This window comes from Burkholderia sp. L27(2015) (assembly GCF_009765705.1).
In the GTDB taxonomy this organism is placed as follows: Bacteria; Pseudomonadota; Gammaproteobacteria; order Burkholderiales; family Burkholderiaceae; genus LMUX01.
In genome coordinates this window covers 380,361-404,858 of the sequence record NZ_LMUX01000017.1, presented here as the reverse complement: position 1 = coordinate 404,858, position 24,498 = coordinate 380,361, and the positions used below count along the sequence as shown (strand labels likewise).

The 24,498-nt window shown below is 58.0% G+C and carries 18 protein-coding genes and 1 pseudogene; 11 read left to right on the top strand and 8 right to left on the bottom strand.

The genetic code is table 11. From position 1 onward, the window contains the following. Positions 1 to 9 precede the first annotated feature (9 nt). Entirely contained in the window at positions 10 to 1,059 is a 1,050-nt protein-coding gene (locus GSQ77_RS15350) for a chemotaxis protein CheB (protein ID WP_216854907.1), read from the top strand. A 76-nt stretch (positions 1,060 to 1,135) separates the two neighbouring features. On the opposite strand, the gene GSQ77_RS15345 is transcribed toward GSQ77_RS15350, so the two are convergent. The 3 genes from GSQ77_RS15345 to GSQ77_RS15335 form a co-directional block, all read right to left on the bottom strand. Further along, positions 1,136 to 1,951 carry a class I SAM-dependent methyltransferase gene (locus GSQ77_RS15345; protein WP_158903595.1) on the bottom strand — a complete coding sequence of 272 codons (816 nt, stop codon included), beginning with the start codon at positions 1,949 to 1,951 and terminating at the stop codon, positions 1,136 to 1,138. Between the two features lie 65 nt (positions 1,952 to 2,016). Further along, positions 2,017 to 2,505 carry a polyhydroxyalkanoate granule-associated phasin gene (locus tag GSQ77_RS15340; protein ID WP_254067639.1) on the bottom strand — a complete coding sequence of 163 codons (489 nt, stop codon included), beginning with the start codon at positions 2,503 to 2,505 and terminating at the stop codon, positions 2,017 to 2,019. Positions 2,506 to 2,554: 49 nt separating this feature from the next. Then, positions 2,555 to 2,770, bottom strand: a complete 216-nt coding sequence (locus GSQ77_RS15335) for a hypothetical protein (protein ID WP_158903594.1) — start codon at positions 2,768 to 2,770, stop codon at positions 2,555 to 2,557. Positions 2,771 to 3,579: 809 nt separating this feature from the next. Here GSQ77_RS15335 and GSQ77_RS15330 point away from each other — a divergent pair. From GSQ77_RS15330 to GSQ77_RS29545, 3 genes and pseudogenes are all read left to right on the top strand, one after another. Further along, positions 3,580 to 4,716: a sensor histidine kinase KdpD gene (locus GSQ77_RS15330; protein WP_174246445.1), complete on the top strand. Its 1,137-nt coding sequence runs from the start codon at positions 3,580 to 3,582 to the stop codon at positions 4,714 to 4,716. A gap of 556 nt (positions 4,717 to 5,272) precedes the next feature. After that, the gene (locus tag GSQ77_RS15325) at positions 5,273 to 5,905 is read left to right on the top strand and encodes a LysE family translocator (protein WP_158903593.1); all 633 of its coding nucleotides are present in this window, start codon (positions 5,273 to 5,275) and stop codon (positions 5,903 to 5,905) included. A 255-nt stretch (positions 5,906 to 6,160) separates the two neighbouring features. Then, positions 6,161 to 6,301 (top strand): annotated as a pseudogene (locus GSQ77_RS29545) (porin); the annotation flags it as partial. 35 nt (positions 6,302 to 6,336) lie between these two features. Here GSQ77_RS29545 and GSQ77_RS15315 read toward each other — a convergent pair. Further along, on the bottom strand, positions 6,337 to 7,248 hold the full coding sequence (locus GSQ77_RS15315; protein ID WP_158903591.1) for a LysR family transcriptional regulator: 912 nt from the start codon (positions 7,246 to 7,248) through the stop codon (positions 6,337 to 6,339). Between the two features lie 106 nt (positions 7,249 to 7,354). Here GSQ77_RS15315 and GSQ77_RS15310 point away from each other — a divergent pair, with 106 nt between their 5' ends. Both GSQ77_RS15310 and GSQ77_RS15305 read left to right on the top strand, forming a co-directional pair. Further along, positions 7,355 to 8,659, top strand: a complete 1,305-nt coding sequence (locus GSQ77_RS15310) for an MFS transporter (RefSeq protein WP_158903936.1) — start codon at positions 7,355 to 7,357, stop codon at positions 8,657 to 8,659. Between the two features lie 25 nt (positions 8,660 to 8,684). Continuing rightward, the gene (locus tag GSQ77_RS15305) at positions 8,685 to 10,010 is read left to right on the top strand and encodes an arylsulfatase (RefSeq protein WP_158903590.1); all 1,326 of its coding nucleotides are present in this window, start codon (positions 8,685 to 8,687) and stop codon (positions 10,008 to 10,010) included. A 271-nt stretch (positions 10,011 to 10,281) separates the two neighbouring features. On the opposite strand, the gene prpF is transcribed toward GSQ77_RS15305, so the two are convergent. Both prpF and acnD read right to left on the bottom strand, forming a co-directional pair. Further along, positions 10,282 to 11,478, bottom strand: coding sequence for a 2-methylaconitate cis-trans isomerase PrpF (gene prpF, locus GSQ77_RS15300; protein ID WP_158903589.1), 1,197 nt, complete (start codon positions 11,476 to 11,478; stop codon positions 10,282 to 10,284). A gap of 102 nt (positions 11,479 to 11,580) precedes the next feature. Then, positions 11,581 to 14,178: a Fe/S-dependent 2-methylisocitrate dehydratase AcnD gene (gene acnD / locus GSQ77_RS15295; protein WP_158903588.1), complete on the bottom strand. Its 2,598-nt coding sequence runs from the start codon at positions 14,176 to 14,178 to the stop codon at positions 11,581 to 11,583. Positions 14,179 to 14,998: 820 nt separating this feature from the next. On the opposite strand from acnD, the gene GSQ77_RS15290 reads away from it, so the two are divergent. Further along, positions 14,999 to 15,724 carry a PAS domain-containing protein gene (locus GSQ77_RS15290; RefSeq protein WP_158903587.1) on the top strand — a complete coding sequence of 242 codons (726 nt, stop codon included), beginning with the start codon at positions 14,999 to 15,001 and terminating at the stop codon, positions 15,722 to 15,724. 11 nt (positions 15,725 to 15,735) lie between these two features. Next, entirely contained in the window at positions 15,736 to 16,341 is a 606-nt protein-coding gene (locus GSQ77_RS15285) for a nitroreductase family protein (RefSeq protein WP_158903586.1), read from the top strand. 12 nt (positions 16,342 to 16,353) lie between these two features. On the opposite strand, the gene GSQ77_RS15280 is transcribed toward GSQ77_RS15285, so the two are convergent. Then, on the bottom strand, positions 16,354 to 17,301 hold the full coding sequence (locus GSQ77_RS15280) for a LysR family transcriptional regulator (RefSeq protein WP_158903585.1): 948 nt from the start codon (positions 17,299 to 17,301) through the stop codon (positions 16,354 to 16,356). Between the two features lie 166 nt (positions 17,302 to 17,467). On the opposite strand from GSQ77_RS15280, the gene GSQ77_RS15275 reads away from it, so the two are divergent. The 3 genes from GSQ77_RS15275 to GSQ77_RS15265 all read left to right on the top strand — a co-directional run bounded on the left by GSQ77_RS15275 (position 17,468) and on the right by GSQ77_RS15265 (position 21,873). After that, positions 17,468 to 18,655: a fumarylacetoacetate hydrolase family protein gene (locus GSQ77_RS15275; protein WP_158903584.1), complete on the top strand. Its 1,188-nt coding sequence runs from the start codon at positions 17,468 to 17,470 to the stop codon at positions 18,653 to 18,655. Between the two features lie 34 nt (positions 18,656 to 18,689). Continuing rightward, the gene (locus GSQ77_RS15270; RefSeq protein ID WP_158903583.1) at positions 18,690 to 20,474 is read left to right on the top strand and encodes an IlvD/Edd family dehydratase; all 1,785 of its coding nucleotides are present in this window, start codon (positions 18,690 to 18,692) and stop codon (positions 20,472 to 20,474) included. A gap of 97 nt (positions 20,475 to 20,571) precedes the next feature. Further along, positions 20,572 to 21,873, top strand: coding sequence for an MFS transporter (locus GSQ77_RS15265; RefSeq protein WP_158903582.1), 1,302 nt, complete (start codon positions 20,572 to 20,574; stop codon positions 21,871 to 21,873). On the opposite strand, the gene GSQ77_RS15260 is transcribed toward GSQ77_RS15265, so the two are convergent. After that, positions 21,777 to 24,440 carry an MMPL family transporter gene (locus GSQ77_RS15260; RefSeq protein ID WP_254067669.1) on the bottom strand — a complete coding sequence of 888 codons (2,664 nt, stop codon included), beginning with the start codon at positions 24,438 to 24,440 and terminating at the stop codon, positions 21,777 to 21,779. The two genes, GSQ77_RS15265 and GSQ77_RS15260, sit on opposite strands and share 97 nt — an antisense overlap. Positions 24,441 to 24,498: the final 58 nt, after the last annotated feature.

The following is a 24,498-nucleotide window of genomic DNA, read 5'->3' as shown; positions in this document are numbered from 1 at the left end:
GAACCGACAATGGAACCTGTAGAAGATGTGGCCAGCCGCATCATCGTGATTGGAGCTTCCGCAGGCGGCGTAACGAGTTTGCGTGCTCTCGTAGCAAAACTTCCGGATGACATTGACGCAGCCATCTTTGTCGTTCTGCACGTATCGCCAGATGGTATTAGCGTGTTGCCGGACATTCTAAGTCGTGCGGGGCCGCTGACAGCCAGTCATCCAACCGACGGAGAAAAAATAAAACGTGGGCGCATTTATGTTGCTTGCCCGGACCATCACTTATTGATCGAGGGAGATCATGTCGGGGTCAAGCGAGGGCCAAAGGAAAATCGGTATAGACCGTCCATTGACGCGCTGTTTCGCTCAGCCGCATACAACTACGGTTCGCGAGTCATTGGCGTTGTATTGTCGGGAGCCTTGGACGACGGTACTTCAGGGCTATGGACTATAAAAGAGCTCGGCGGGGTAACGGTGATTCAGCTACCGGACGATGCCGCGTTCGACTCGATGCCATTGAGTGCGCTGGATCACGTGCAGATTGACTATTCAATACCCGCTGCAGAGATCGGTAGCTTGGTCGCTCGACTGTGCGAAGTCCCTTCGAGTATTGAGACTGTGCAAGTCGGTATGCAAGGAAAACAATTGAAGGTCGAAGTGGCTATCGCGGCTGGCGGGGACGGATTGAGGAGAGGGGTCATGACGCTAGGGGAACCGTCGGTTTTTTCTTGTCCTGAGTGTCACGGCGTTCTGATCAAACTGACCGAAGGGAAAAAGAGCCGGTTCCGCTGTCACACAGGACATGCTTACACCGCGAGTGCGCTCTTGTCCGGGGTCATGACGTCGATCGGGGAGGGTTCCTGGCAAATCATGCGGGCGCTCGAAGAGGCCGCCATGCTACTCGAACAGATGGGCCGCGATATCGCCGACGGTGATCGACCGAAGACCGCTGAACTCTTCTTCGAGAAGGCCCGGGAGGCTGCTGCACGGGCGCGTTTAGTTCGTGAGGCGACGATCGAATATGAACACATAAGCGACGAAACCTTACGTCGAGCCGGCGGTGATGCATGAGGCATTGCTCGATCGCTGTATTCATCTCCAACATGACGTGCCAAGGCGGTATGCGCAGGACAGCTATGCCGCGCCATCAATTTTCTCGTATAACGGCGTGTACCAGGCACGGCAATTCATTCTGCGCGTACGGGAACAGGCGAAAGAAATCCTCGAACAGCATCGGCCAGCCATACGGTACTCGGTAATCCAGTACATCCAATACACCGATGCGCGAAGACCATTTCCGTAAGTCTGGCTCGATCTCATTGCGATTGATACCCCAGGGCATCGGAGGCAGGCGATAGCGCGGCGTCTGCATCAAACCCCACAAAGTCAATCGGGAGAACCAGCGCGGAATCGCGTCAAACGCCATTTCGGCGCCGGGAAACCGCTTGGTGATCTCAACGAGGAGATGATTCACTGCTTCCGGTTCAAGATACATAAAAAGCCCTTGGGCTACGATAAAGAGCTCGGTGGACGGTTCGATCTTACGCATCCAGTCCATATCGAGTGCACTTGCCGCAAGGTGATGAAAGCGGTTGGTCGGGGTAAGGAAGTGTTCTCGCAGTTCCATGGCGGCCGGGAAGTCGACAGACAGCCAACGCATCCGGCCATTGTCGACCCGTCGCGATTGGGTTTCGAGGCCCTCCCCCAGAGATACAATCAGCCCGTCCGGATGGTGTTTCAGCCAGCCTCGCAAGAGATGATCGATTTCCACTGCGCGAGCCGCGAGCGAGCCGATGGGATGACCGAAATGTCCCACGAAGTCGTAATCTATTGCGTCGCAAATCCTCATGCTGTCGGGGTCGACCAGAATACCCTCGGGGCGCCGCGCCTCACACGCCCGACCGTACAGTGACCACAGCATGGTTTCCGACACCCCGTCCAGATTGGGCGTGACGCTCTTCATTGGGTCGCCCGGGATATGGACCGCGAGCGGACTCTTCGTGCGAAGCCGGGTTGCCACGCTGGCTGTCATAGTGCACCAAGCCGCTTTGCGTTCGCAGTTGCACGGCCGTGAATGGGGGCGAGGCCGTCTTGTACCAAATGCGCTGCTGAACTGGCTAGTTTCAGGGGATGTGCGGGACATTCTGTGGCGATCTTCACAAGCGCTGCCTGGCGCTCAAGCCATTGTGCTGGCGTACGACTCGAGCCTAATGCAACGCTCGCCACCGAAGCCGCCCACATTTGCTTGCCGGTTTCCATGGCAAGCGTCACGCCCAGACTCATGAAGCCCGAACCCATCGCCCGAACCGATTCAGACGCTGCCTCGATCTTTTCTCGACTCATTAGACTGAATTCGTGGCGGTCTCGGGCGTTGGGCATTGGCCCAGCCATTGCCATGCGAGTTGTGCGATGTTGGACTACTTGGGTCGTCGCGTTAAACATTTCGCTGGCGTCCGTGAGGACACGCAACCAGGTCGTCGATAACTCACCGACAGGGGAAGAAATTAAGGAAGCCATGCGGTTCTCCAAGTTCTGAAAGCTCACTGCGGACGTAGGAAGTGTGGCGTTATCTTCTTCGCAGTTCCGGATTTACAGTCGCGTTGGCCGCGTTGCGATTTTGCAATTCGAGCGCCATGCGTTCCCGAAACGGGCCGTCGCACTCCGCATAGTTGTCCCAGTCGCTATCGTAGACGTAGCCCTCTTGCGACACGGCCGATCTGAGGCGACGGATAGCAAAAAGGTGGCCCCAGTTATCGAGTTTCTGACTGACGAATGATTCCATGTAATTCTCCAGGAGCTCTTGTGTTTAATGGACGGGGTCTCGACTGTCGTCATTGGTGCGATCACAGGATCGGCTGTCCGGCCGCTGGCCGGACAGCGACAGCGAGATTGTTTCGCTTTGGCTCTAATCCTGGAGGCTGAGCACCGAATCTATGGTGCCGATGAGATAGGGTAGGGAGTTCGCAGGCAAGCTTCTGTTCTGGAGGAAGCGCAAAAAGGAGAGCATGCAAGTAACGTTCCACGGCGCGGAGGCGGCCTACGAGCAAATAGCCGACAGACACGCCACTCTTTTTACCTGTTAAGCGTTTTTTTACCGGTATGGTTGTTCGTCCGACGGTTGGACGGCATCTGCAACGGCGATCGTTGATGGCGGTGCCTGTAACCGTCCCAAAGCGCGTGACGCAGTAAGCCCCGCGAGTAGAGAACGCCATATTGCGTTGCGTTGGCGGCAGGGAGAGTGGGCCGTTCGGTCACGTCCTAATATTGGGGCGGTCGCCACGTCCCAGCGCATCGGTGATAAAAACGCAAACGGGTGCGAAGATTGCTTGCGCTAGTGCCATCTCGATACCCGTTTCGTTCCAATGCGTGTAGCTAGCGGGCGCATTTTCCTTAAGGTGCCAAAGGACTGCAATCTCACTAATCGATGCTTAAGCATCGATTATCTACAGAGCCGCGCCCTCCAATCTCGTGGAAGGTAATCGTCGAGTAGATGTTGCCCAAGCATGGCCCACTTCGCTTACGCAAATGTCCTGCCGCGACAATTGGCCAGTTGCCCCTTTACCTACGCAGAAAAATTCCAAGGCGCTGTCCATGATGCATGATTTTCTGGCTAACAACCGTCGCGATCTGATCGAACGGTGCCGGGCAAAGGTCGCACTGCGGCCTGGGCGTGCCGCAACCGCGCAGCAACTCGAAAATGGAGTGCCGCTGTTTTTGGAGCAGCTCATCAGGACGCTTCGGGTCGAGCAGACATCGGAGCCCATGGAAAGTCGTAAGATTTCCGGTCCCTCGGGAGGCGGAGTGTCTTTATCCGAAATCAGCGTGTCGGCTGCACAACATGGACGGGAACTACTAACCCTCGGGTTTACGGTGAATCAAGTCGTTCACGACTACGGGGATCTCTGCCAGGCTATTACGGACCTTGCATACGAGCGCGATGCCCCTTTCCTGGTCGATGAGTTTCGAACACTCAACCGCTGCTTGGACAATGCTATTGCCGATGCCGTCACGGAATTTAGCTACCAACGCGATTTTTCCATTGCAGACAAGCAGGCCATCGAGACCAACGAACGACTCGGATTTTTTGCGCACGAGCTGCACAATTTTCTTGGAAGCGCAATATTCGCCTTCACCGCTGCCAAGGTCGGAAATTTGAGTTTATCCGGGGCAACGGGTTCAGTATTGGAACGTAGCCTACTGGGAATGCGCGATCGAATTGATTATTCCCTGGCCGAGATCGGAGTGACAGCCGGAGACGTCGTGCAATCCCAAATCTTCTCTGTTGCGGACTTCATCGTGGAGGTCAAATACGCCGCAGACCTCGCAGCTCGGTCTCACGGGTACGTATTGACAGTTTCCACTGTCGATGCCCGACTCGCCTTCAGGGCGGATCGTGATCTACTCTTTTCGGCGGTTCAAAATCTCCTGCAAAATGCGTTCAAATTCACGGACCTTCACGCCGCGGTGACTTTAAACGCCCATGCGGTCGCCGACCGCATCCTGATAGATGTAAAGCACTATGGCGGCGCTCTTCCACTTGGCAACAACGAAAGAATGCTCTTACCTTTCACACAGAACGGCGAAGACACAACTGGACTCGGATTAGGACTGTCCGTCGCTCGGCGCGGTGTGGAGTTAAACGACGGCGTCCTCAGCGTGCGCGACGTACCTGGCACGGGCTGCATCTTTACGATTAGCTTACCCCGACATGCGGTGACTGAAACGTGAGGCAAGGCATAAAAGAATGGCAATAGGGTCGGTGCCACCTTCAGTCGCAAGCCACGGGATTGTGTGCCGCCCCGCGATTGCTTGACAGTGCTGGTCGTTGCACACAGTCGTGCGGGTTTCTGGGGCTTATCTATGGCTTCGTTGAAGGTCCGGTTGCCTAGGGCGGAGCGGACGTTCATCAGCGGATGACGATGGACCGCTTGTGGCCGAACGCGGAAGAACCCGACCGGTCTGAACATTGGCCGTCGCCCGATGCGGAACATCCGTATCCGGCCTCGTCACCTCGATCTCTCTGCCCCAGTGCGCGGACGTCCCTCGTCAAGCGATACGTAACACCAACGAACAAAATCAAAAAAAACGGCAAAGGAATCAGCAGAGGTTTCCAACCGGCTCCTTTTGCGACGGATATAGCGAAAAAGAAACCAACTACCGCGCCGATTGAAAGATAGGCCTTCGCATAGCGGGTAACAATTCTTGCTTCTCCGTGCCTAGCCCGACAATCGTGGCAAAATCAAGCTGTCGTTATTAAACCTTCCAACAAGGTAACGAACTACGAATGTCCCTTCATACTTGGTTTCTTTTTGCAACGGCATATCTTGTCACCACGATTTCGCCCGGTCCCAACGTTCTGCTCGTCATCCGTAACACGGTCAGGTACGGAAGCCGGGGGACCGCTTCCACCATTGCCGGGAACCTGCTGGCTCAGTTGGTAGTGGTCATCCTTGTTGCACTTGGCGTGGGCGCTGTGCTGGCTGCGATGCCCCCACTGTTTGTCGGCATGAAAGTGATCGGTGCCGTCTATCTCATGTATCTCGGCGTGAAGCAGTTAAGAAGTCAGGCGCCTAAGACGCCCCCTTCTGCCAACGCGCAGTTTGCGCACGTATTGAACAAAGGGAAGATTTTTCGGGAAGCGATTCTGGTTTCAGGCAGTAACCCCAAGACACTTATTTTCCTTTCGGCTTTCATGCCACAGTTCATCGCTCATGACCGTCCGTTGCCCGAGCAGTTCATCGTCATGTATTTGACCGTCGCTGCAATCGTGGCGCTTGTTCACACGATCTACTCGGTGAGCGTCCGTGGCATTCACAACGGCCTTGGGACGAGTCGGTGGCTAGGCGCAGTGAAACGCGGCAGCGGAGTGGTCTTTTTCGCCCTTGGTATCAAGCTGTTGACGGCCAAACGCGCTTGACGTCGCCCTCGTCGAATTGTCTACGATCTAGCCACCTCGGTCGACCGGCCGCTTATGGCCGAGGCTGTGTCAAAACAGTAAATCTAAAGGTTTCGACGGGTCGCTTTACCCTTACCAACATCTGCCGAGGCCGTTGTGGGCCATTCTCGCAAGCCGATTTCGACAGCCCTCGATTGAAGCATGCGTTTTGACACAGCCTCGGCCGGCTGCCACCGACCGTTGCGGCCAATCAACTCTTTTCCGGAGCTGGCGCGGGCCTATGACTATACCCATGGCTACGGTGTGAACGACGCGACATACGATCAGGTGAACATAGGCGCGGACTATTTCCTGTCGAAGCGAACCGCCCTCTATCTGGTCAGGCTTTATCAGCATGCATCGGGAACAGACTGGACCGGAAACGCGGCTCGCGCTTCATGAGCTGTACCAAGTCATCGAGGCGTCTTTGGTTGCGCGGCTTCGTCGCCCAGTTGCTCCATGAACGTGGTTGTCAGCGGAGACAACGAGCCATTCTTCCGCACAAGGCAGGCAATCTCCCGTGGCCAGTTTGCGTGACTTGCCGAGAGCACTTCCAACCCGAGTTGCTCGGCAATAGGCCGATGCTGGGTGCTGCAGATTCCCAGCATATCGGTGTTCGCGATCAGGAAGAACACGCCGACGGGCGAACTATAGTTACTTTGAACGTGGACTCGGGGCTCACCAAGGTGATACCGCTGAAAATACGCTTCGATCTGCTGCCGCGCTGACACGCTTCGACCTGGCAGGATCCATGGATAGCGGGCCAGATCTTTCGGCTCCACGGCTTTTCCCGTTGCACACAGCGGATGATCGTTTCTGCATACGATTGAGGTCGATTCACTCAATAACGGGACAGCGTGCAAGTCGTCTGGCAAGTCGACGGGCATGGGTGCAACAGCCAGGTCGATCTCTCCCTCCAGGAGGGCACGTATCAACGCGTCCGATAGCTGAACGGTGAGATCGAGGCGCAAGGCTGGGCGTTTCTTCAATAAAGACAGAAACGTGCGCCCCACCAGCGGCTCGGTCGCTGGCGTCGCGCCTACTCTGACCTTCGCGAGTTCACCGGAATGAAGTTCGGCGATTTGGCTCAGCGTGTCTTCGTACGTCGCGCGCAGCGTCATCGCGTGCCGCTGAAACTCAATGCCGTAGCGCGTCAGTTGCATGCCTTTGGGAGATCGCTCGAAGAGGGAGACGCCCAATTGGGTCTCTAGCCGGCGCACGGCCTTGGTCAGCGCCGGCTGGCTAATGCCGACCTGAGTGGCGGCACGATGCAGCAGACCGGTCTGCGCTACGGCCAGAAAATAAGTCAGGTCGTCCAGATTCACGATAACCAACAGTTATTGAATACGAAGGAAGTATGCTTGCCCCGCTAATTTTCGCTGTCAATACTTCTTTGATGTTTCGTACACACCAGCGGGAAAGGGCATGGAAATGACAAACGCAGCTTACGGGGCCGGCATTACCCCCCTCGACCAACAACGGCGTCTGCGCAGAGTGGTTGCGGCGGCCACGATCGGAACAGCCCTTGAGTGGTTCGATCTGGTGGTGTACGGCTTTTTCGCCGTGGTGATTGCGAAGCTGTTTTTCCCATCGGCAAACGAACTTACGTCGCTCCTTGTAGCGTTAAGCACGTTCGGCGGTTCGTATCTGATGCGTCCGCTCGGCGCGCTTCTGCTCGGGTCCTATGCAGACCGCTATGGCCGCAAAAAGGGACTCACGCTGAGCATTGCGCTAATGGCCGTTGGCACGCTAATGATAGCTGCAACGCCTTCGTATGCTTCCATCGGAATTGCCGCGCCGATTATTGTTGTAGCCGGACGGCTCGTTCAGGGGATCTCTGCGGGTGGTGAGTTCGGTGCCTCGACCAGTTTTCTCGTTGAACATTCGCCGCGCAATCAGCGCGGCTTCTATGCGAGCTTCCAGATGGCGGCTCAAGGCGGCACTGCTGTTATCGCCTCGCTATTCGGAACATTGCTCACCCACTATCTCACCCCTGAGCAGTTGCTAGCCTGGGGGTGGCGTATCCCGTTCATTTTCGGGCTGTTGATTATCCCCGTCGCTTATTTCATTCGTCGACACGTCGATGAAACGCCGGTCTTCGTCCATGACGCCCACGCCGGCAGTCCGGTACGGGAGACGTTCACCGACAACAAGATGCGCCTGCTGCTCGCGATCGGCATATACGTGCTCGTGACTGCGTCGTCGTATGTCATTGTCCTTTACATGCCGACATTCGCGATCAAGCAGCTCAAGCTGGATCCATCGCTGGCGTTTGCCGGGACGCTTCTGATAGGCGCCATGCAGATGTTTGCGTGTCCCCTTGCCGGCGCGGCTGCGGACCGCCTCGGCCGCAAGCGGGTGCTACTGGTTTGCGCTGTCGCTCTGGGTCTAATCGTGATACCGCTGTTCGTCTGGCTTATCGCGACTCCAACTTCTTTTGCGTTCATTGCCATCTGTGCGCTGTTGGGAGTCGTCATCAGTGGCTATCAAGGCCCGATGCCGGCCGTTCTCAGCGAGCTGTTTCCCAGCCGCGTGCGTACGACTGGGCTCGCACTGACCCACAACCTTGCCGTTGCCATCTTCGGTGGCTTCGCGCCGCTGATCTTGACATGGGGCGTCAGCGTCACGCATAGCAAGCTCGTTCCCGGGGCGTACGTCGCGGCAGCAGCGGCAATCAGCATCGTCAGCCTGCTGATCTGCATTCGTAAGTTTGGCGATCACAAGCCCACTGAATAACCCCGAATTTACCGTAGGTACAATCATGAGCACCAAACCGAACATCGTTCTTATCGTTGCAGACAACCTAGGCTGGGGCGAGCTGGGATGCTACGGTGGCGGCAAACTGATGCGCGGCGCAGCCACGCCGCGCATCGACGCGCTGGCTGAGAGCGGTATGCGTCTTCTCAACTACAACGTCGAAAGCGATTGTGTACCAACGCGTAGCGCGCTGATGACGGGCCGGCATCCGATCCGCACGGGCGCGTTCCAGTCTGTCCCACCGGGTCTGCCGCAGGGTTTGAAACGTACCGAATGGACGCTTGCCGAGATGGCATCTGAAGCCGGTTACACGACTGCGCATTTCGGCAAGTGGCATCTCGGCGACGTGCATGGTCGCTTCCCTTCCGACCGTGGCTTCGACGAGTGGTATGGCATTCCGCGCACCACTGACGAAACGCAATTCACGACCTCGATCGGATTCGACCCGGAAGTCGCAGATATTCCCTACATCATGGCAGGCAAGAAAGGGGAGCCGTCGACGAATGTGAAGGTGTACGACCTCGAAACGAGGCGCACGATCGACGAAGAACTGGTTGAAAGGTCCAAGGAATTCATCCGGCGAAACGCGCGGGCATCGAAGCCTTTTTTTCTATACCTACCACTGGTCCATCTACACTTTCCAACGTTGCCGCATAAAGACTTCGACGGTTCGACCGGGATGGGTGAATTTGCCGACTCGCTGGCGGAAATGGACTTCCGGGTTGGTCAGATCATTGATGAAATCGATGCACCGGGTCTGGTAGAAGACACGCTGTTCATCTTCTGCAGCGACAATGGCCCTGAGTTTCGCGCACCTTATCGCGGCACGGCCGGTCCGTGGACGGGGACTTACCATACCGCGATGGAAGGGAGCTTGCGCGTGCCGTTCATCGCGCGGTGGCCGGGAAAAATCCCGGTCGATGTCAACAATCAGATCGTGCACGTGGTCGACCTGCTACCGACCCTCGCTGAAATCATTGGTGGCAACGTACCGCAGGACCGGCCTATCGATGGCGTCAGTCAACTCGATTTCTTGACTGGCAAGAAGCCGGTGTCCAACCGTGAAGGGTTCCTGTTCTACATCAAGGACGAACTGCGAGCCGTGAAGTGGCGCGACTGGAAGCTGCATTTTGTCTGGGAGCCCTTTGTCAATGCAGGCGCGAACAAGTTGGAATCGCCTTATCTGTTCCATCTGATACAGGACCCGAAGGAAGAAACTGACATTTTGGTGCGGAACACCTGGGTGCTCGGACCGATGCTGAAGATGGTCAAGCGATTCAAGGAAAGTGTTAAAGCGTATCCGAACACAGCACCCGGTGAGCCTGACTGACACTCCGCAGTCAAGCGTCGGTCATCCATTGGACGGTGGCTGAATGTCCGATCCGGCCGATCGGCTCTCCCCAGAGTTGACCGCATGGCTGTCCTTGCGAGGAACAGTTCCGCCATAGATAAGGCTAGTGGCATATGTTGACCTTACCCTTAACACTGATTATCCTACGGACATTAGCTCTGGGTCTTGTTGGCGAAAGCCTCCCCCTGGAGACAAACGACAAAAAGCGGCCCACTTCGGTGGGCCGCTTTCATTCCTGGGTTGAATTCTGCTATCGCGTAATAGTATCCCCAGGTACGCGCACCCATCCCTCCATCAGCACACGAGCACTACGGCTCATGATCGCCTTAACCACAGTCCACTCGCCATTCGACTGAGTAGCTTGTGCGCCCACACGCAAGGTCCCGGACGGATGCCCGAATCGCACCGCCTCCCGTGCACCGCCACCCGCAGCAAGATTCACCAGCGTGCCCGAAATCGCGGCCGCCGTACCAATTGCGACCGCCGCCGTACCCATCATCGCGTGATGCAGCTTACCCATCGACATCGCCCGCACGAGCAAGTCAGCGTCACCAGCGCCAATGCGCTTGCCACTAGAGGCGACATACTCGACCGGCTTGGCAACAAACGCGACCTTAGGCGTGTGCTGGCGCGTAGCGATTTCGTCGATGTGCTTGATCAGCCCCATGCGCACCGCCCCATGCGCGCGTATGGTTTCGAACATCGCGAGCGCCTTGGGGTCGCTATTAATGGCATCCTGCAACTCCGCACCCGTGTAGCCAATCGCTTCCGCGTTGACGAAGATCGTCGGAATGCCCGCATTGATCATCGTGGCCTTCAGCGTACCGAGACCCGGCACTTCAAGGTCATCGACTACGTTACCCGTGGGAAACATCGCGCCGCCGCCGCCTTCTTCCTCGGCCGCCGGATCCATGAATTCGAGCCGCACTTCCGCGGCAGGGAAGGTCACGCCGTCGAGCTCGAAGTCGCCGGTTTCCTGCACGGCGCCGTTGGTAATGGGCACGTGCGAGACGATGGTCTTGCCAATGTTGGCTTGCCAGATCCGTACCGTGACCACGCCATTTTCAGGCACGCGGCTGGCATCGATCAGCCCGCTGCTAATCGCGAACGGCCCGACCGCCGCGGAGAGATTGCCGCAATTGCCGCTCCAGTCCACAAACGCCGTGTCGATCGAGACCTGGCCGAACAGATAATCGACGTCGTGATCGGGCCTGCTGCTCTTCGAGATGATGACCGTCTTGCTGGTGCTGGAGGTCGCGCCCCCCATGCCGTCGATCTGCTTGCCGTAAGCGTCGGGGCTGCCGATCACACGCATCAATAGCGCATCGCGAGCCGAGCCCGGCACCTGTGCCGCTGCGGGCAAATCCTGCAGACGGAAGAACACGCCTTTACTGGTGCCGCCGCGCATGTAGGTGGCGGGAATTTTGATTTGAGGTGCGTGTGCCATGGGAATGTTGTCCTGGTAAGGGCGGGCGGTACGGGTAGTAAGTCCCGATACCGCCCGAATACAATGAACGATGCGTTTTTACGTGATCTCTTGCGTTATATCTTAAGCAGCAGCCTTGGTCGATTCGAGGAAATCCTGTGCGAAACGCTGCAGCACGCCACCGGCTTCGTAGATCGACACTTCTTCTGCGGTATCGAGGCGACACGTCACCGGCACGTCGACACGCTCGCCGTTTTTGCGATGTATCACCAGCGTGAGGTCGGCCCTGGGCGTGCGCTCGCCAACCACATCGAAAGTTTCAGTGCCGTCGATGCCCAGCGTCGTGCGGTTCACGCCAGGTTTGAACTCCAGAGGCAACACGCCCATGCCGACCAGATTGGTGCGGTGTATGCGTTCGAACCCTTCGGCGACGATCGCTTCAGCGCCGGCGAGGCGTACGCCTTTGGCCGCCCAGTCGCGCGACGAACCCTGGCCATAGTCGGCTCCAGCAATCACGATCAGCGGTTGCTTGCGCTCCATGTAAGTTTCGATCGCTTCCCACATGCGGGTGACGCGGCCCTCAGGTTCGATACGAGCGAGCGAGCCCGCCTTGACCTTGCCATTTTCAAGCACCATCTCGTTCTTCAGCGTGGGATTGGCGAAGGTGGCACGCTGTGCGGTCAAGTGATCGCCGCGGTGGGTCGCGTAGGAATTGAAGTCTTCCTCCGGCAGGCCCATTTTCGTCAGATACTCGCCTGAAGCGCTGTCCGCCAGAATCGCGTTGGATGGCGACAGGTGGTCGGTCGTGATGTTGTCGCCTAGCACCGCCAGCGCACGCATGCCCTTGAGCGTACGCTCGCCGGCCAGCGCGCCTTCCCAATAGGGAGGACGGCGAATATACGTGCTCATCGGGCGCCAGTCGTACAGCGGGTTGGCCTTTTCTCCCGTGTCGGCCACCACGGCGAACATCGGCCCGTACACCTTGCGGAACTGCTCCGGCTTCACGCTGGAAGCGAACAGGGCGTCGATCTCTTCATCGGACGGCCAGATGTCCTTGAGCGTCACGGCGTTGCCATCGGCATCGATGCCCAGCACATCCTTTTCGATATCGAAGCGGATCGTGCCGGCAATGGCGTAAGCCACCACGAGCGGCGGCGAGGCGAGGAAGGCTTGCTTCGCATAGGGATGGATACGACCGTCGAAGTTTCGATTGCCGGACAGCACGGCGGTGGCATACAGATCGCGGTCCACGATTTCTTTCTGGATGACAGGATCGAGCGCACCGGACATCCCGTTACATGAAGTGCAGGCATAGGCGACTACGCCGAAGCCCAGTTTTTCCAATTCCCGCATCAGGCCGGCTTCTTCCAGATACAGCGTGACGGCCTTCGAGCCCGGAGCTAGCGAGGTCTTCGCCCACGGCTTGCGTGTCAGTCCGCGTTGGTTCGCGTTGCGGGCGAGCAGGCCGGCCGCGATCATGTTGCGCGGGTTGTTGGTGTTGGTGCAACTGGTGATGGCGGCGATGATCACTGCGCCGTCCGGCATGAGGCCCGGTTCGTTCTCGACCTTGCCGCTGATACCGCGGGCGGCCAGCTCAGACGTCGGCACACGCTTGTGCGGGTTCGACGGGCCGGCAATGTTACGCACCACGGTAGATAGATCGAAGCGGATGACGCGTTCGTACTCGGCGTGTTTCAGGGTATTGGCCCAAAGACCGGTTTCCTTCGCATACAGCTCCACCAGCTTGACCAGCTCGTCATCGCGGCCGGTGAGCTTGAGGTACTTGATGGTTTGTTCGTCGATGTAGAACATCGCGGCAGTGGAACCGAACTCCGGCGCCATGTTGGAAATCGTGGCGCGGTCGCCCAAGGTCAGATGTGAGGCGCCTGTGCCGTAGAACTCCAGGTAGGACGACACCACCTTCTGATTGCGCAGGAACTCGGTCAGCGCCAGCACGATGTCCGTCGCGGTAATGCCGGGTTGAGGCTTGCCGCTCAGCTCGACGCCGATGATATCGGGCAGACGCATCCACGAGGCGCGGCCCAGCATCACGCTTTCCGCTTCCAGGCCACCCACGCCGATCGCCATCACGCCCAGCGCGTCGACCATCGGCGTGTGCGAGTCGGTGCCGACCAATGTGTCGGGGAACGCTACGCCATCCTTGACCTGTACCACCGGGCTCATGCGCTCGAGGTTGATCTGGTGCAGGATGCCGTTGCCGGGAGGTATCACATCGACGTTCTTGAACGCCTTCTTGGTCCAGTCGATGAAATGGAAGCGATCTTCGTTGCGCCGGTCTTCGATGGCCCGGTTCTTCGCGAACGCATCCGGGTCGAAGCCACCGCGCTCCACGGCCAGCGAGTGGTCCACCACCAGTTGGGTCGGCACGACCGGGTTGACCATGGCCGGATCGCCACCCTGGGCTGCGATGGCATCGCGCAGGCCAGCGAGGTCGACGAGTGCGGTCTGGCCCAGAATGTCATGACAGACCACGCGCGCCGGGAACCACGGGAAATCCAGGTCGCGCTTGCGTTCGATGATCTGTTTGAGCGAAGCCGTCAGCGTTGATGGGTCGCAACGCCGCACGAGATTCTCGGCCAGTACGCGCGATGTGTAGGGCAGCTTTTCATAGGCGCCCGGCTCGATTGCCTCCACGGCAGCACGCGTGTCGAAGAAATCCAGCGAGGTACCGGGAAGGGGTTTGCGATTTGCAGTATTCATGGCTTAAGGGACAAAGACGGTGATGGTCAGGTGGCGGCAGTGGCCGAATTCAGCAGTCAGCGGTGCTCGGTCCTCCGGCGGGCTTGTTTCCCGTTGACGCTGGCGGGAAGCAAGGCGGCCGGGTTTGGTTCTCGCGCTGAGAGGAACGTCAATTAAGTGCAAAAAATGGGCCACACGGGGAATTCAAGCTAAGTGCTTGATTTTGCATGGGGCAGACGGGTCGTTTCAACGATTCTATTTCATAAATGAAACGTTCGGTTTCGTATTTGAACTAGGGTGCACACGTGGCGTTCGTTAGGTCGCCTCGTTGCGGGCCGTCTTGCCCTGAGCACTCAAGCCTTAGAGTGTACCCAACGTCGGCGCATTTAGAGAAGAAGGCGAATAGCGTGGGATGCCTGCGCTGCGCGTCGAGCCTTTGTAGATTCCGTGGGCACGGCGCGATCAGCCGCGGCGCGTTTTGAGGAAGAACGGCGAGGAGAACCGCGAGGAGAGCCGTACAGCAGCATTGCCGGATCAGGATCGCGATCAGTATGGATATAGCAGGCCGGCGATAACAGGTACCGTCAAGTGACGTACCGCCTGTAACACGGTTAATCGTATCGACGAGTGCTGCCGTGGGCGGTTGCCGATGAACCGCACTCGTGTGTTTCTTGATTGTGACTCGCTATCTCAAATGTATCGGGATTTCACATTTACAATGCTATGCGCAAATCGAATTTGCGATGCCAATTGATATTAATGAGATTCCGCCCTATAGAAAACGCTATATTGATTATAGCGATACATTCTACGGTTTCTTTATGTATACGAGGAATGCAGCATGATAAATGAGATGGCACTTAGGAAGATGGTCGATGAATCATCATGCTGCTTTGCGGGATACAAGGGTACCGATTATATCTTTCATCACGCGAATGCTGAATACGCAAAGATAGTTGGACTAAAACACCCGTGCGAGGTCGTGGGCAGAACCGCCTACGACATGCCTTCGCGAACCGCTGAGTGTGCTGCCCTGTTCCACGCTCAAGATGACAAAGTGATAAATACCAGGAAAGCGATTAACGTACTGGGCATTCACCCTGATGCTGATGGTGGTTTTAGAGCGTATAAGCATTTCAAAGAGCCGCTACGCGACGAAGCCAAAAATATCGCAGGTATATTTTTCTCCAGCAATAACATAACTTCCAGGGCGACGTATGAGCTCAGTATTTTTTTGCAAAAAATGCCCATTGCCACAGGCGGGAAATTGCTTCTCGACAGCGGCTGTTATCTTATTGGTAGAGACCATGTCGAAGTAAATATCACTCAACGAGAGCATGAGGTTTTGTTTTATTCAATCAGAAGAAAGCAGGCAAAATTCATTGCGAGCGTTTTAAACATAACACCAAGGACAGTTTATAAATACACGGAGTCACTGCGCAGAAAATTCGATGTTCGCACTTCTTCAGAATTAAAGGATAAGGCGAGAGAAATGGGATTGTTGGATGTCATTCCTTTGGGGGTGTTTAATGAAAGTATCTCAATTTCGTTAAATCAAAATAAGTAGGATTACTGATAATGAACGTGCTCGATGCAGTACACGCAAGACGATCTATCAAGCGCTTTGATCCGCAACACGAAATGCCTGCAGCCGACGAAAAGCAGCTGTTTTCGGCGGCCCTATGTTCCCCGACGGCCTTTAATATCCAAAACTGGCGGTTTGTCATGCTGCAAGACAGGGGGCTGCGCAATGCTGTGCGTGCAGTCGCATGGGATCAGCCGCAGGTAGCCGACGCCTCTCTGGTGATCGCGCTCTGTGCTGATCTCAATGCTTGGGAGCGTGAACCGAGGCGCTACTGGAAAAATGCGGCAAAGCCTGTGCAGGAAATGATCCTGCCTGCGATTGACCAATACTACCGGGACAAGCCGGCGGTCCAGCGTGATGAGGCAATGCGCTCATGCGGCATCCTGGCGCAGACGTTGATGTTGGCGGCCAAGTCTCTCGGCTACGACTCCTGTCCGATGGATGGGTTTGATTTCGACGCCGTCGCGAAACTTATCAATTTACCGGATGATCATGTGATTACGATGCTGCTCGCGATAGGCAAAGCCACCGATGCGCCCTGGCCGCGTGGAGGTCAAATCCCGTTGAGCGAGGTCATGGTTTTCAACCGATTCGAGTAGCAAGCCTTTTACTTATGCCCCGTAAATTTCCCTGGCAAGCTCGCGCACAATCTGCAGGAAGATTTTCGCGCCCGGTGACAGCAACTGATTGCGTCGGGTGATGATGCCGAATCCATCCATCTTGAAGGGCAGCTCGATGGGCAGGATGCGCAGTTTGGCGAAATCCATGTAGCGGCGTGCGATGTCGCGCGGCACCAAATGCAGGAAATCGCTCTGCTGCAGCAAACTGATGATGACCATGGTCGCGGTCGTATCGACCACGTGGGTAGGCGGTTCCAAACCGTTCCGACGGAACATCATATCGAAGCGATGCCGCAGGATGCTGCCGTGCTGCGACAGTATCCAGCTTTGCGTCGCCAGCTCCTGCAAGCTCAGGCGCTTGCGTGATTGCAGCGGATGCCCATCGCGCACGACCACGCAGATCGATTCATCCGACAATTCCTCGTAGAGCAGACTGGCCTTGTCGACATGGTCGATGACGCGTGCGATCAGAAAATCCAGATCGCCGCGCTTGAGCCTTTCCAGCAGCACGATGCTTTCTTCCTGCTGCACCCCGATGCGCAGCAGTGGCGACTGCTTGTTCATCTTGGCAATAGCCGGCGGCATAAGCGCCATGCCGGGCCCCATGATCACGCCGACATTGACCTGGCCCGAGAGTCCTGATTTCAGCGAGGCGATCTCGTCCTGCGCTTGCGTGAGACTGGTCAGCGCCATGCGCGTATGGCGGATCATGGCTTCGCCATAGCCGGTCGGCGCAATGCCGCGCGGCAGGCGTTCGAACAGCAGCACGCCCAGTTCGTCTTCCAGATCCTTCAGCAATTTCGACGCGGCCGGCTGGCTCATGTTGAGCTGCGCCGCTGCGCCATTGATGTTGCGCACATCGTCCAGCGCGACGAGCAGCACCAGTTGGCGCGTCTTAAGACGCATGCGAATCAGCGAGTTTGCGTCGTGATTATTCATGGGGGCCTTGCGTAGCGCAGAGGATCGGATCAGCCGAAGTATATAAAAATTCACATAGATTTCGCCAAATATTTCATTTGTTGCATATCCGTCTACTCGCTACCATCAATCGGATCTGCGCTCGAGATGCGCGCACGTAGAGTCGGTCACCCCATTAGAGAATCCTATGCAATCGATTTCCGCAGTTTCAGCATTGCCCGACGATTTGTCCGATGCCTTGCTCATTGGCCGGGTTTGGCGGGACGGTCATATCAACGGTCCCTGTGTTGTCGTGGTGCGCAAAGGGGAGGTGTTCGATATATCGTCAGCGGCACCGACGGTAGCGGATCTACTGGATCGTGAAGATGTCTTGGAGATTGCCCGTTACGCGCAAGGCGAATCGCTAGGCTCTGCTTTGACCTTGATCGACGACGCATTGGCGGCTCCTGCGCGGCCGAACGCGCCCAGGTTGCTGGCGCCGTGCGATGTGCAGGCAATCAAGGCATGCGGTGTCACGTTCGCCATTAGTTTGCTGGAGCGCGTGATCGAAGAGCAGGCAGGAGGCGATGCTTCACGCGCGCAAGCGTTACGAAGCGAGATGCAAGCGACGCTCGGTTCCGATCTGTCAGCCATACGACCCGGCTCGGACGCCGCCGAGAAGCTCAAGCAGGATCTCATCAGACGCGGTGCATGGTCTCAGTATATGGAAGTCGGCATTGGTGTCGACGCCGAGGTGTTCTCTAAGTCGCAGCCGATGTCGTCGGTGGGTTTCGGTGCGGACGTAGGGTTGCATCCTGAATCCGAATGGAACAATCCCGAGCCCGAGATTGTGCTCGCGGTCAACAGTCGCTCGCGGGTGGTGGGCGCGACCCTGGGCAACGACGTCAACCTGCGCGACATCGAAGGACGCAGCGCCTTGCTGCTCGGCAAGGCAAAAGACAACAACGGTTCGTGCGCAATTGGCCCGTTTATCCGGTTGTTCGACGAACGTTTCACCCTCGACACGCTACGCACGGCCAAAGTCACGCTGCTCATTGAAGGCGAAGACGACGGCTTTCAGCTCGACGGCGTCAGCCTCATGAGCGAGATCAGCCGCGATCCACTCGATCTGGTCGAACAGACCGGCGGAAGCCACCATCAGTATCCGGACGGTTTCATGCTCTTTCTCGGCACGATGTTTTCGCCGATCAAGGACAGAGACGCTCCAGGCGCCGGATTCACGCACCACCTCGGCGACCGCGTAACCATCGCAAGCGCATCGCTGGGAGCACTGATCAACCACGTGCAGCGCAGCGATGCCATTCCGCCCTGGACATTCGGCGTTCGCGCTTTGTATCGCAACCTGGCGCTTCGCGGGCTGCTCGCTGCAAGTTGAAGATGAGCATTGAACACGACAAGAGGAACACAGAATGACGGATAACGCGCAGAAGCCGCGGCGGTTTCGGTCGCAAGACTGGTTTGCGAATCCGGAGCATATCGATATGACGGCGCTGTATCTCGAGCGCTTCATGAACTACGGAATAACGGCGGGAGAGTTGCGTTCGGGACGGCCGATTATAGGGATAGCGCAAAGCGGCAGCGATATCAGCCCATGTAACCGGATTCATCTGGAACTCGCGCGGCGGGTGCGAGATGGGATCCGCGATGCGGGCGGCATTCCGATGGAATTTCCCTTGCATCCGGTGTTCGAGAATTGCCGCCGTCCGACTGCTGCGCTGGACCGTAATCTGGCGTATCTAGGGCTGGTCGAGATTCTGCACGGCTATCCGCTCGATGCGGTGGTGCTCACCACCGGCTGCGATAAAACCACGCCGGCGCAAATCATGGCGGCAGCGACGGTCGATATTCCTGCCATCGTCTTGTCCGGCGGTCCGATGCTCGACGGCTGGATGGATGGCGAGTTGGTCGGATCCGGTGCGGCCATATGGAAAGGCCGCCGTCAACTGTCCGCAGGCGTGATCGATGAAGAGAAATTTCTGCAGATCGCCGCAGCATCCGCGCCATCCGCCGGACACTGCAATACGATGGGCACGGCGTCGACGATGAACGCGCTGGCTGAAGCACTGGGCATGTCGCTGACAGGTTGCTCCGCGATTCCGGCGCCGTATCGCGAACGCGGGCAGATCGCCTACGAGACCGGGCGGCGCATCGTCGAGATGGCCTATGAGGATCAGCGGCCGTCGACGATCTTGACGCGCGACGCGTTCCTCGACGCCATCGTTGTCAATGCCGCTATCGGCGGATCCACCAATGCGCAACCGCACATCATGGCGATGGCGCGCCATGCGGGCGTCGAGCTCAGTTCCGACGACTGGATGGCCTACGGCTATGACGTGCCGTTGCTGCTCAATATGCAACCGGCGGGCAAATACCTGGGCGAACGGTTTCACCGGGCCGGCGGCGTGCCGGCGGTGATGTGGGAACTGCTGCAAGCGGGCAGGCTGCGCGCGGATCGTGCCACGGTGACAGGGCAGAGCATGGTGCACAACCTGGAGGGTCACGAAAGCGCCGACCGGGAAATGATTTGCCGCTATCAAGCGCCGCTCAAGGAGCATGCCGGTTTTATGGTGCTCAAGGGCAATCTGTTCGATTTTGCCATCATGAAGACGAGTGTGATCTCGCCCGAGTTTCGTGCGCGCTACCTGAGCGAACCGGGCCGCGAGGGCGTGTTCGAGTGCACGGCAGCGGTATTCGATGGATCGGCCGACTATCACGCCAGGATCAACGACGCCTCGCTCAATATCGATGAGAACACGATGCTGGTGATACGCGGTGCGGGGCCGGTGGGATGGCCAGGGTCAGCCGAGGTGGTGAACATGCAGCCGCCGGCCGCACTGCTCAAGCGTGGCATCACGAATCTGCCGACGCTCGGAGACGGCCGGCAGTCGGGCACATCCGACAGTCCGTCTATCCTCAATGCGTCGCCGGAAAGTGCGGTGGGCGGTGGTCTCGCCTTTTTGCGCACGGGCGACCGGATCAGGGTGGACCTGAATACAGGGCGTTGCGACATGCTGGTAGCGGACGCGGAGTTGGCGCGGCGCAAGAGCGAAGCGCTGCCGGCGATACCGCCGAGTCAGACGCCATGGCAGGAAATCTACCGTGCCACCGTGGGGCAACTGGAGTCGGGCGCTTGCATGGAGCTGGCGGTGCAGTATCGCGGCGTCGGCAATGTCTTGCCACGACACAATCACTGAGGTATTGCAACGGACTCACTGCAACCAAGGCAACGCATGTGACGTAACTCGGGCTGGCGGCAATAAAAAATCTTATAAAAAAACAGGAGACATCTTCATGAGCAGCAGCAGCTTCAGCAACGTAGGCGCTATACCGAATGCGCGCTGGTGGCGCATCATTCCGCCGGCAATTCTGGTCTATATCTTCTCATTCATGGACCGTACCAACATCGGCTTTGCGATGGCGGGTGGCATGAATGAAGGGCTGAAACTGACGGCTTCAATGTCCGGCCTGGCGGCCGGTATTTTCTTCATCGGCTACATCGTCTTGCAGGTCCCGGGCGGACACTGGGCCGAGCACCACAGCGCCAAGAAATTCGTCGGCATTTCGATTTTTATCTGGGGCGGCTTGTCGGTGTTGTGCGGCTTCGTGCAAGACGCCAACCAGCTTCTGATAGTCCGCTTCCTGATCGGCGTGGCGGAAGGCGGTGTCTGGCCAGCCATGCTGATCATACTCAGCCACTGGTTTCCCAGCGAAGAGCGTGGCCGCGCCAACGCGTACTTCATCATGAGCCTCGCACTTGGCTCGATCCTCACGGGGCCGCTGTCGGGCTGGATCATCAGCCACTACGATTGGCGCGGATTATTCATCGGTGAAGGCCTGCTCTCGATCGGCCTGATATTCATCTGGTATCCGCTGATCAGCGATTCGCCGTCGACCGCGAAGTGGATTTCCCCGGAAGAGCGCGACTACCTGATCGAGCGGCTTGCTGCGGAACAGGAGGCACTGAAAAAGAAACACGCCGAACCGGCCTCGTATCGTGAAGTGCTGCGCGATACGAATCTGTGGAAACTGATTTTCCTTTATTTTTTCTACCAGGTCGGCATTTACGGCTTTGCCATGTGGCTGCCCACCTTGCTCAAGGAATTGACGAAGACGGGGATGACCAACGTCGGTTTGCTGTCGATGTTCCCTTACATTGCGATGATCTTCGGACTCTATGCGTTCGCGCAGTTTTCGGACCGCAGCGGAAACCGTCGTCGGTATACGGCGCTGCCTATCCTGTTGTTCGCTGCATGCTTCCTGCTTTCCACGCTGCTTAAAAATCAGATTTGGGTATCGTTCGGTTTCCTCGTCGCTTGCGGTTTGTTCATGCAATCCGCTTCCAGCATTTTCTGGACGATTCCGCCTATGTTGTTTCCTGCGGAGGTGGCCGGAGGCACGCGCGGCATCATCAATGCCATCGGTAATTTGGGCGGCTTCGTCGGTCCGTTCGCGGTAGGTTGGCTGCGCACCTCGTTCGATAGCTATGATGCCGGCGTCTATTTCCTGGTCGTCATGCTAGCAGCGGGTTTCCTGCTCGCCTTGAGCCTGCCCGCCAAGACTGCCGGTCGTGGCTTGCCCATCAAGACAGGCTGAAATATCACCGCGCCGACCAGCATGCAGCACAGCGACAACGTGAGCAAGCGCCCCATGCTGGCGGTACCGGGCAGGTGCGATAGCCACAGGTTGCCGAACGCGGTGGCGGTGGTGGCCGCACTGAATATCACGGCGTGCGTAAGGCTAGACTGTAATAGACCAGTCTGGCCGTTACGCCAAGCCATCACGTAATAGATCTTGAATGCCACGCCCACGCCGAGCATCAGCGGTAGCGCAATGATGTTCGCGAAGTTGAGCGACATGCCGAGCAGCACGCACATTTCGAGCGTCACGGTCGCGGACACCAAAAGCGGAATCAGCGTACGCAATATGTCGTCAATACGCCGCAGCGCCACCCACAACAGAATCGTGATCGTCAACAAGGCCCAGCCTGCCGCTTGCAGGAACGCATCGATGATCGTCTTAGCCGAATGCAGGATCGATATGGGGCCGCCGATCGCCCCTGGCGCGGCAGCCTTCACGGCGTTCGCGAAGTGGCGCAGCATCGCGTCGTCGCCGGGATCGGCGCCCGGGGCGACCTTGGGGCTGATGTCGATTAGCGCGTGTGCGTCGGGCGAGATCCAATCGCGGGCGATAGTCGGCGGCAGGTTGGTGCGCGTGATCTCGCTGGGCTGCAGTAGCGCGGCCAGTTGCGCGAGTGCGATCTTCAGTGGCGCAGCCAAGGCAGTCTCTGCGCGGTCACGCGTGGCGGCGTCGGCTGCGGCGAGTTTGAGCAGCCCAGTGGAAAGATGTTCGGCTTGCGCGGCACCCGGGCCCGGGTGATCTTCGGCCGCGAGTGCGAGTTGCTGCGCCGCCTGTTTGAGCGCGGCAACGCGTATCGTGTCGGCGGCGGGCGGCGCCGGGAGCTGGGTCAGCACCGGCAGCAATGCTTGCGCGGCACTGGCGATGAGTGCGAGTTTCTTCGACTGGTCCTCGGGAATGAAGGTGGACAGTGTGGTGACGCGGCCGACTTCCGGCAGCGTTCTCAGACGTGCGGCCAGGCGGTCCGCGTCCGCGAGCGACGGCGCTAGCACTTGTACGTCGTTCACCGCGGCCTCGGGCGTGCCCTTCAGGGACAGTAGCGTAGCCATCGATTCCGTATGCGGATCGTTCAGATGCAGGGGATTGAAGTCGAAGTGCAGATGCAGCAACAGCGGCAACGCGCCGATGACCACCACGAGCGACGAAATCAGCACCGGCTTGCGGTAGCGTTCAAGAAAATCGTCGACCGGCGCCATTCGCTTGAAACCCGGCGATACCACTTCCGATGGCAGATTAAATACCGTCAATAACGCGGGCAGCAAGGTGATGGTGGTCAGATAAGCGACGAGCATCCCGACGCCGGCAATCACACCGAGTTCCGATACGCCTCGGTATGCGGTCGGCAGAAACGAGAAGAAGCTCGCCGCCACGGCAACGGCGGCCAAGGTGATCGGCACGCCGACCTTATGAGCGGCCTTGAGCAGTGCGGCCGGAAGACGGTCGTCGCGATACCGCTGCTCGCGGTATTTGACACTGAACTGCACGCCGAAGTCGACCCCCAGTCCGACGAACAGTACGATGAATGCGACCGAAATCATGTTGAACGAGCCGACCAATAGCAAGCCAAGCGCAGTGGTGATTGCTAGTCCGACGAACAGCGTGATGAATAGCGCGGCGATCATGCGGCCCGAGCGTAGCGCAAGCCACAGGATGGCAAGCATGAGGATCAAAGCCACAGTGCTATGGAGCGCCGCTCCGTCCTTCACCGAGGCGAACTCCTGGTCGGCGAGCGGCTGTTGGCCGGTCAAGCGGATCGTCGCGCCGTAGCGTGCGGCCAGCCCCAGGGAAGCGGCCGTGGCATGGATCGCTGAAGAAGCGCGGGCGCCCGGCTCAAGCGCGCCGTAGTCGACTATGGGATCCACGGTGATGAAGGCTCGCGCCGGGTCGGTCTTTACGTCCTTGTCGACCAGCGAGCGCCACGAAAACGCCGCGAACTGCTTGGCCAGCACACGATCGACAACGTTGGCACTTTGCGACAGTAGAGGGCTCATGTCGCTGAGTTTGACCTGACCGATCTGCAGCGGCAGCAGCAGGCTCGCGGTGAGCATGTCGGCGAGGCCGGTCAGGCTCGGGTCCTTCGCCAGCGCGTTGACCAGGGGGCGGGCCTGGGCCAATTGCCCGGTCGTGGACTGAACCTCATCCGCAGGCAGAAACAACAAACCATTGTGCTCGAAGAATGGGCCCGCCGCCGGCTGCGTGACCGCGGCGAACTCTTTGGGTTCGTTCTGCAACTGGGCCGCCAAAGCATCGGCTGCGGCGTCGGCGAATTCGGGCGCGTTGGCTTCGACGACGACTAGAAGCGTCTGGGCGCGCTGCGGGAACGCCTTGTCCATCGCGTGGTCAAGCGTGGCCCAAGCTTCGTCCGACTTTACAAGGCTGCCAATGTCGGTATTGAGCTTGAAATGGTGCGTGACATAGTAGCCGCTCAGAACGGCAAGCGCGAGCGAGACCACGATGACGTGCGCCGGGCGGCGTACCGCCAGGGCAACAACACGGACGATAGACGACTTCAGGTGGTAGGCGATGTTCAACCTCCGTCGCCAATGCTAGGCGAATTTTAGGGCACGGATACAGTCGTGTAAC

What these genes read in the sequence shown, in the direction of transcription:
- GSQ77_RS15350 (WP_216854907.1), top strand. Translation starts at nt 10, where the DNA reads ATGGAACCTGTAGAAGATGTGGCCAGCCGCATCATCGTGATTGGAGCT.
- GSQ77_RS15345 (WP_158903595.1), bottom strand. Translation starts at nt 1,951, where the DNA reads ATGAAGAGCGTCACGCCCAATCTGGACGGGGTGTCGGAAACCATGCTG.
- GSQ77_RS15340 (WP_254067639.1), bottom strand. Translation starts at nt 2,505, where the DNA reads ATGGCTTCCTTAATTTCTTCCCCTGTCGGTGAGTTATCGACGACCTGG.
- GSQ77_RS15335 (WP_158903594.1), bottom strand. Translation starts at nt 2,770, where the DNA reads ATGGAATCATTCGTCAGTCAGAAACTCGATAACTGGGGCCACCTTTTT.
- GSQ77_RS15330 (WP_174246445.1), top strand. Translation starts at nt 3,580, where the DNA reads ATGATGCATGATTTTCTGGCTAACAACCGTCGCGATCTGATCGAACGG.
- GSQ77_RS15325 (WP_158903593.1), top strand. Translation starts at nt 5,273, where the DNA reads ATGTCCCTTCATACTTGGTTTCTTTTTGCAACGGCATATCTTGTCACC.
- GSQ77_RS15310 (WP_158903936.1), top strand. Translation starts at nt 7,355, where the DNA reads ATGACAAACGCAGCTTACGGGGCCGGCATTACCCCCCTCGACCAACAA.
- GSQ77_RS15305 (WP_158903590.1), top strand. Translation starts at nt 8,685, where the DNA reads ATGAGCACCAAACCGAACATCGTTCTTATCGTTGCAGACAACCTAGGC.
- prpF (WP_158903589.1), bottom strand. Translation starts at nt 11,478, where the DNA reads ATGGCACACGCACCTCAAATCAAAATTCCCGCCACCTACATGCGCGGC.
- acnD (WP_158903588.1), bottom strand. Translation starts at nt 14,178, where the DNA reads ATGAATACTGCAAATCGCAAACCCCTTCCCGGTACCTCGCTGGATTTC.
- GSQ77_RS15290 (WP_158903587.1), top strand. Translation starts at nt 14,999, where the DNA reads ATGATAAATGAGATGGCACTTAGGAAGATGGTCGATGAATCATCATGC.
- GSQ77_RS15285 (WP_158903586.1), top strand. Translation starts at nt 15,736, where the DNA reads ATGAACGTGCTCGATGCAGTACACGCAAGACGATCTATCAAGCGCTTT.
- GSQ77_RS15280 (WP_158903585.1), bottom strand. Translation starts at nt 17,301, where the DNA reads ATGAATAATCACGACGCAAACTCGCTGATTCGCATGCGTCTTAAGACG.
- GSQ77_RS15275 (WP_158903584.1), top strand. Translation starts at nt 17,468, where the DNA reads ATGCAATCGATTTCCGCAGTTTCAGCATTGCCCGACGATTTGTCCGAT.
- GSQ77_RS15270 (WP_158903583.1), top strand. Translation starts at nt 18,690, where the DNA reads ATGACGGATAACGCGCAGAAGCCGCGGCGGTTTCGGTCGCAAGACTGG.
- GSQ77_RS15265 (WP_158903582.1), top strand. Translation starts at nt 20,572, where the DNA reads ATGAGCAGCAGCAGCTTCAGCAACGTAGGCGCTATACCGAATGCGCGC.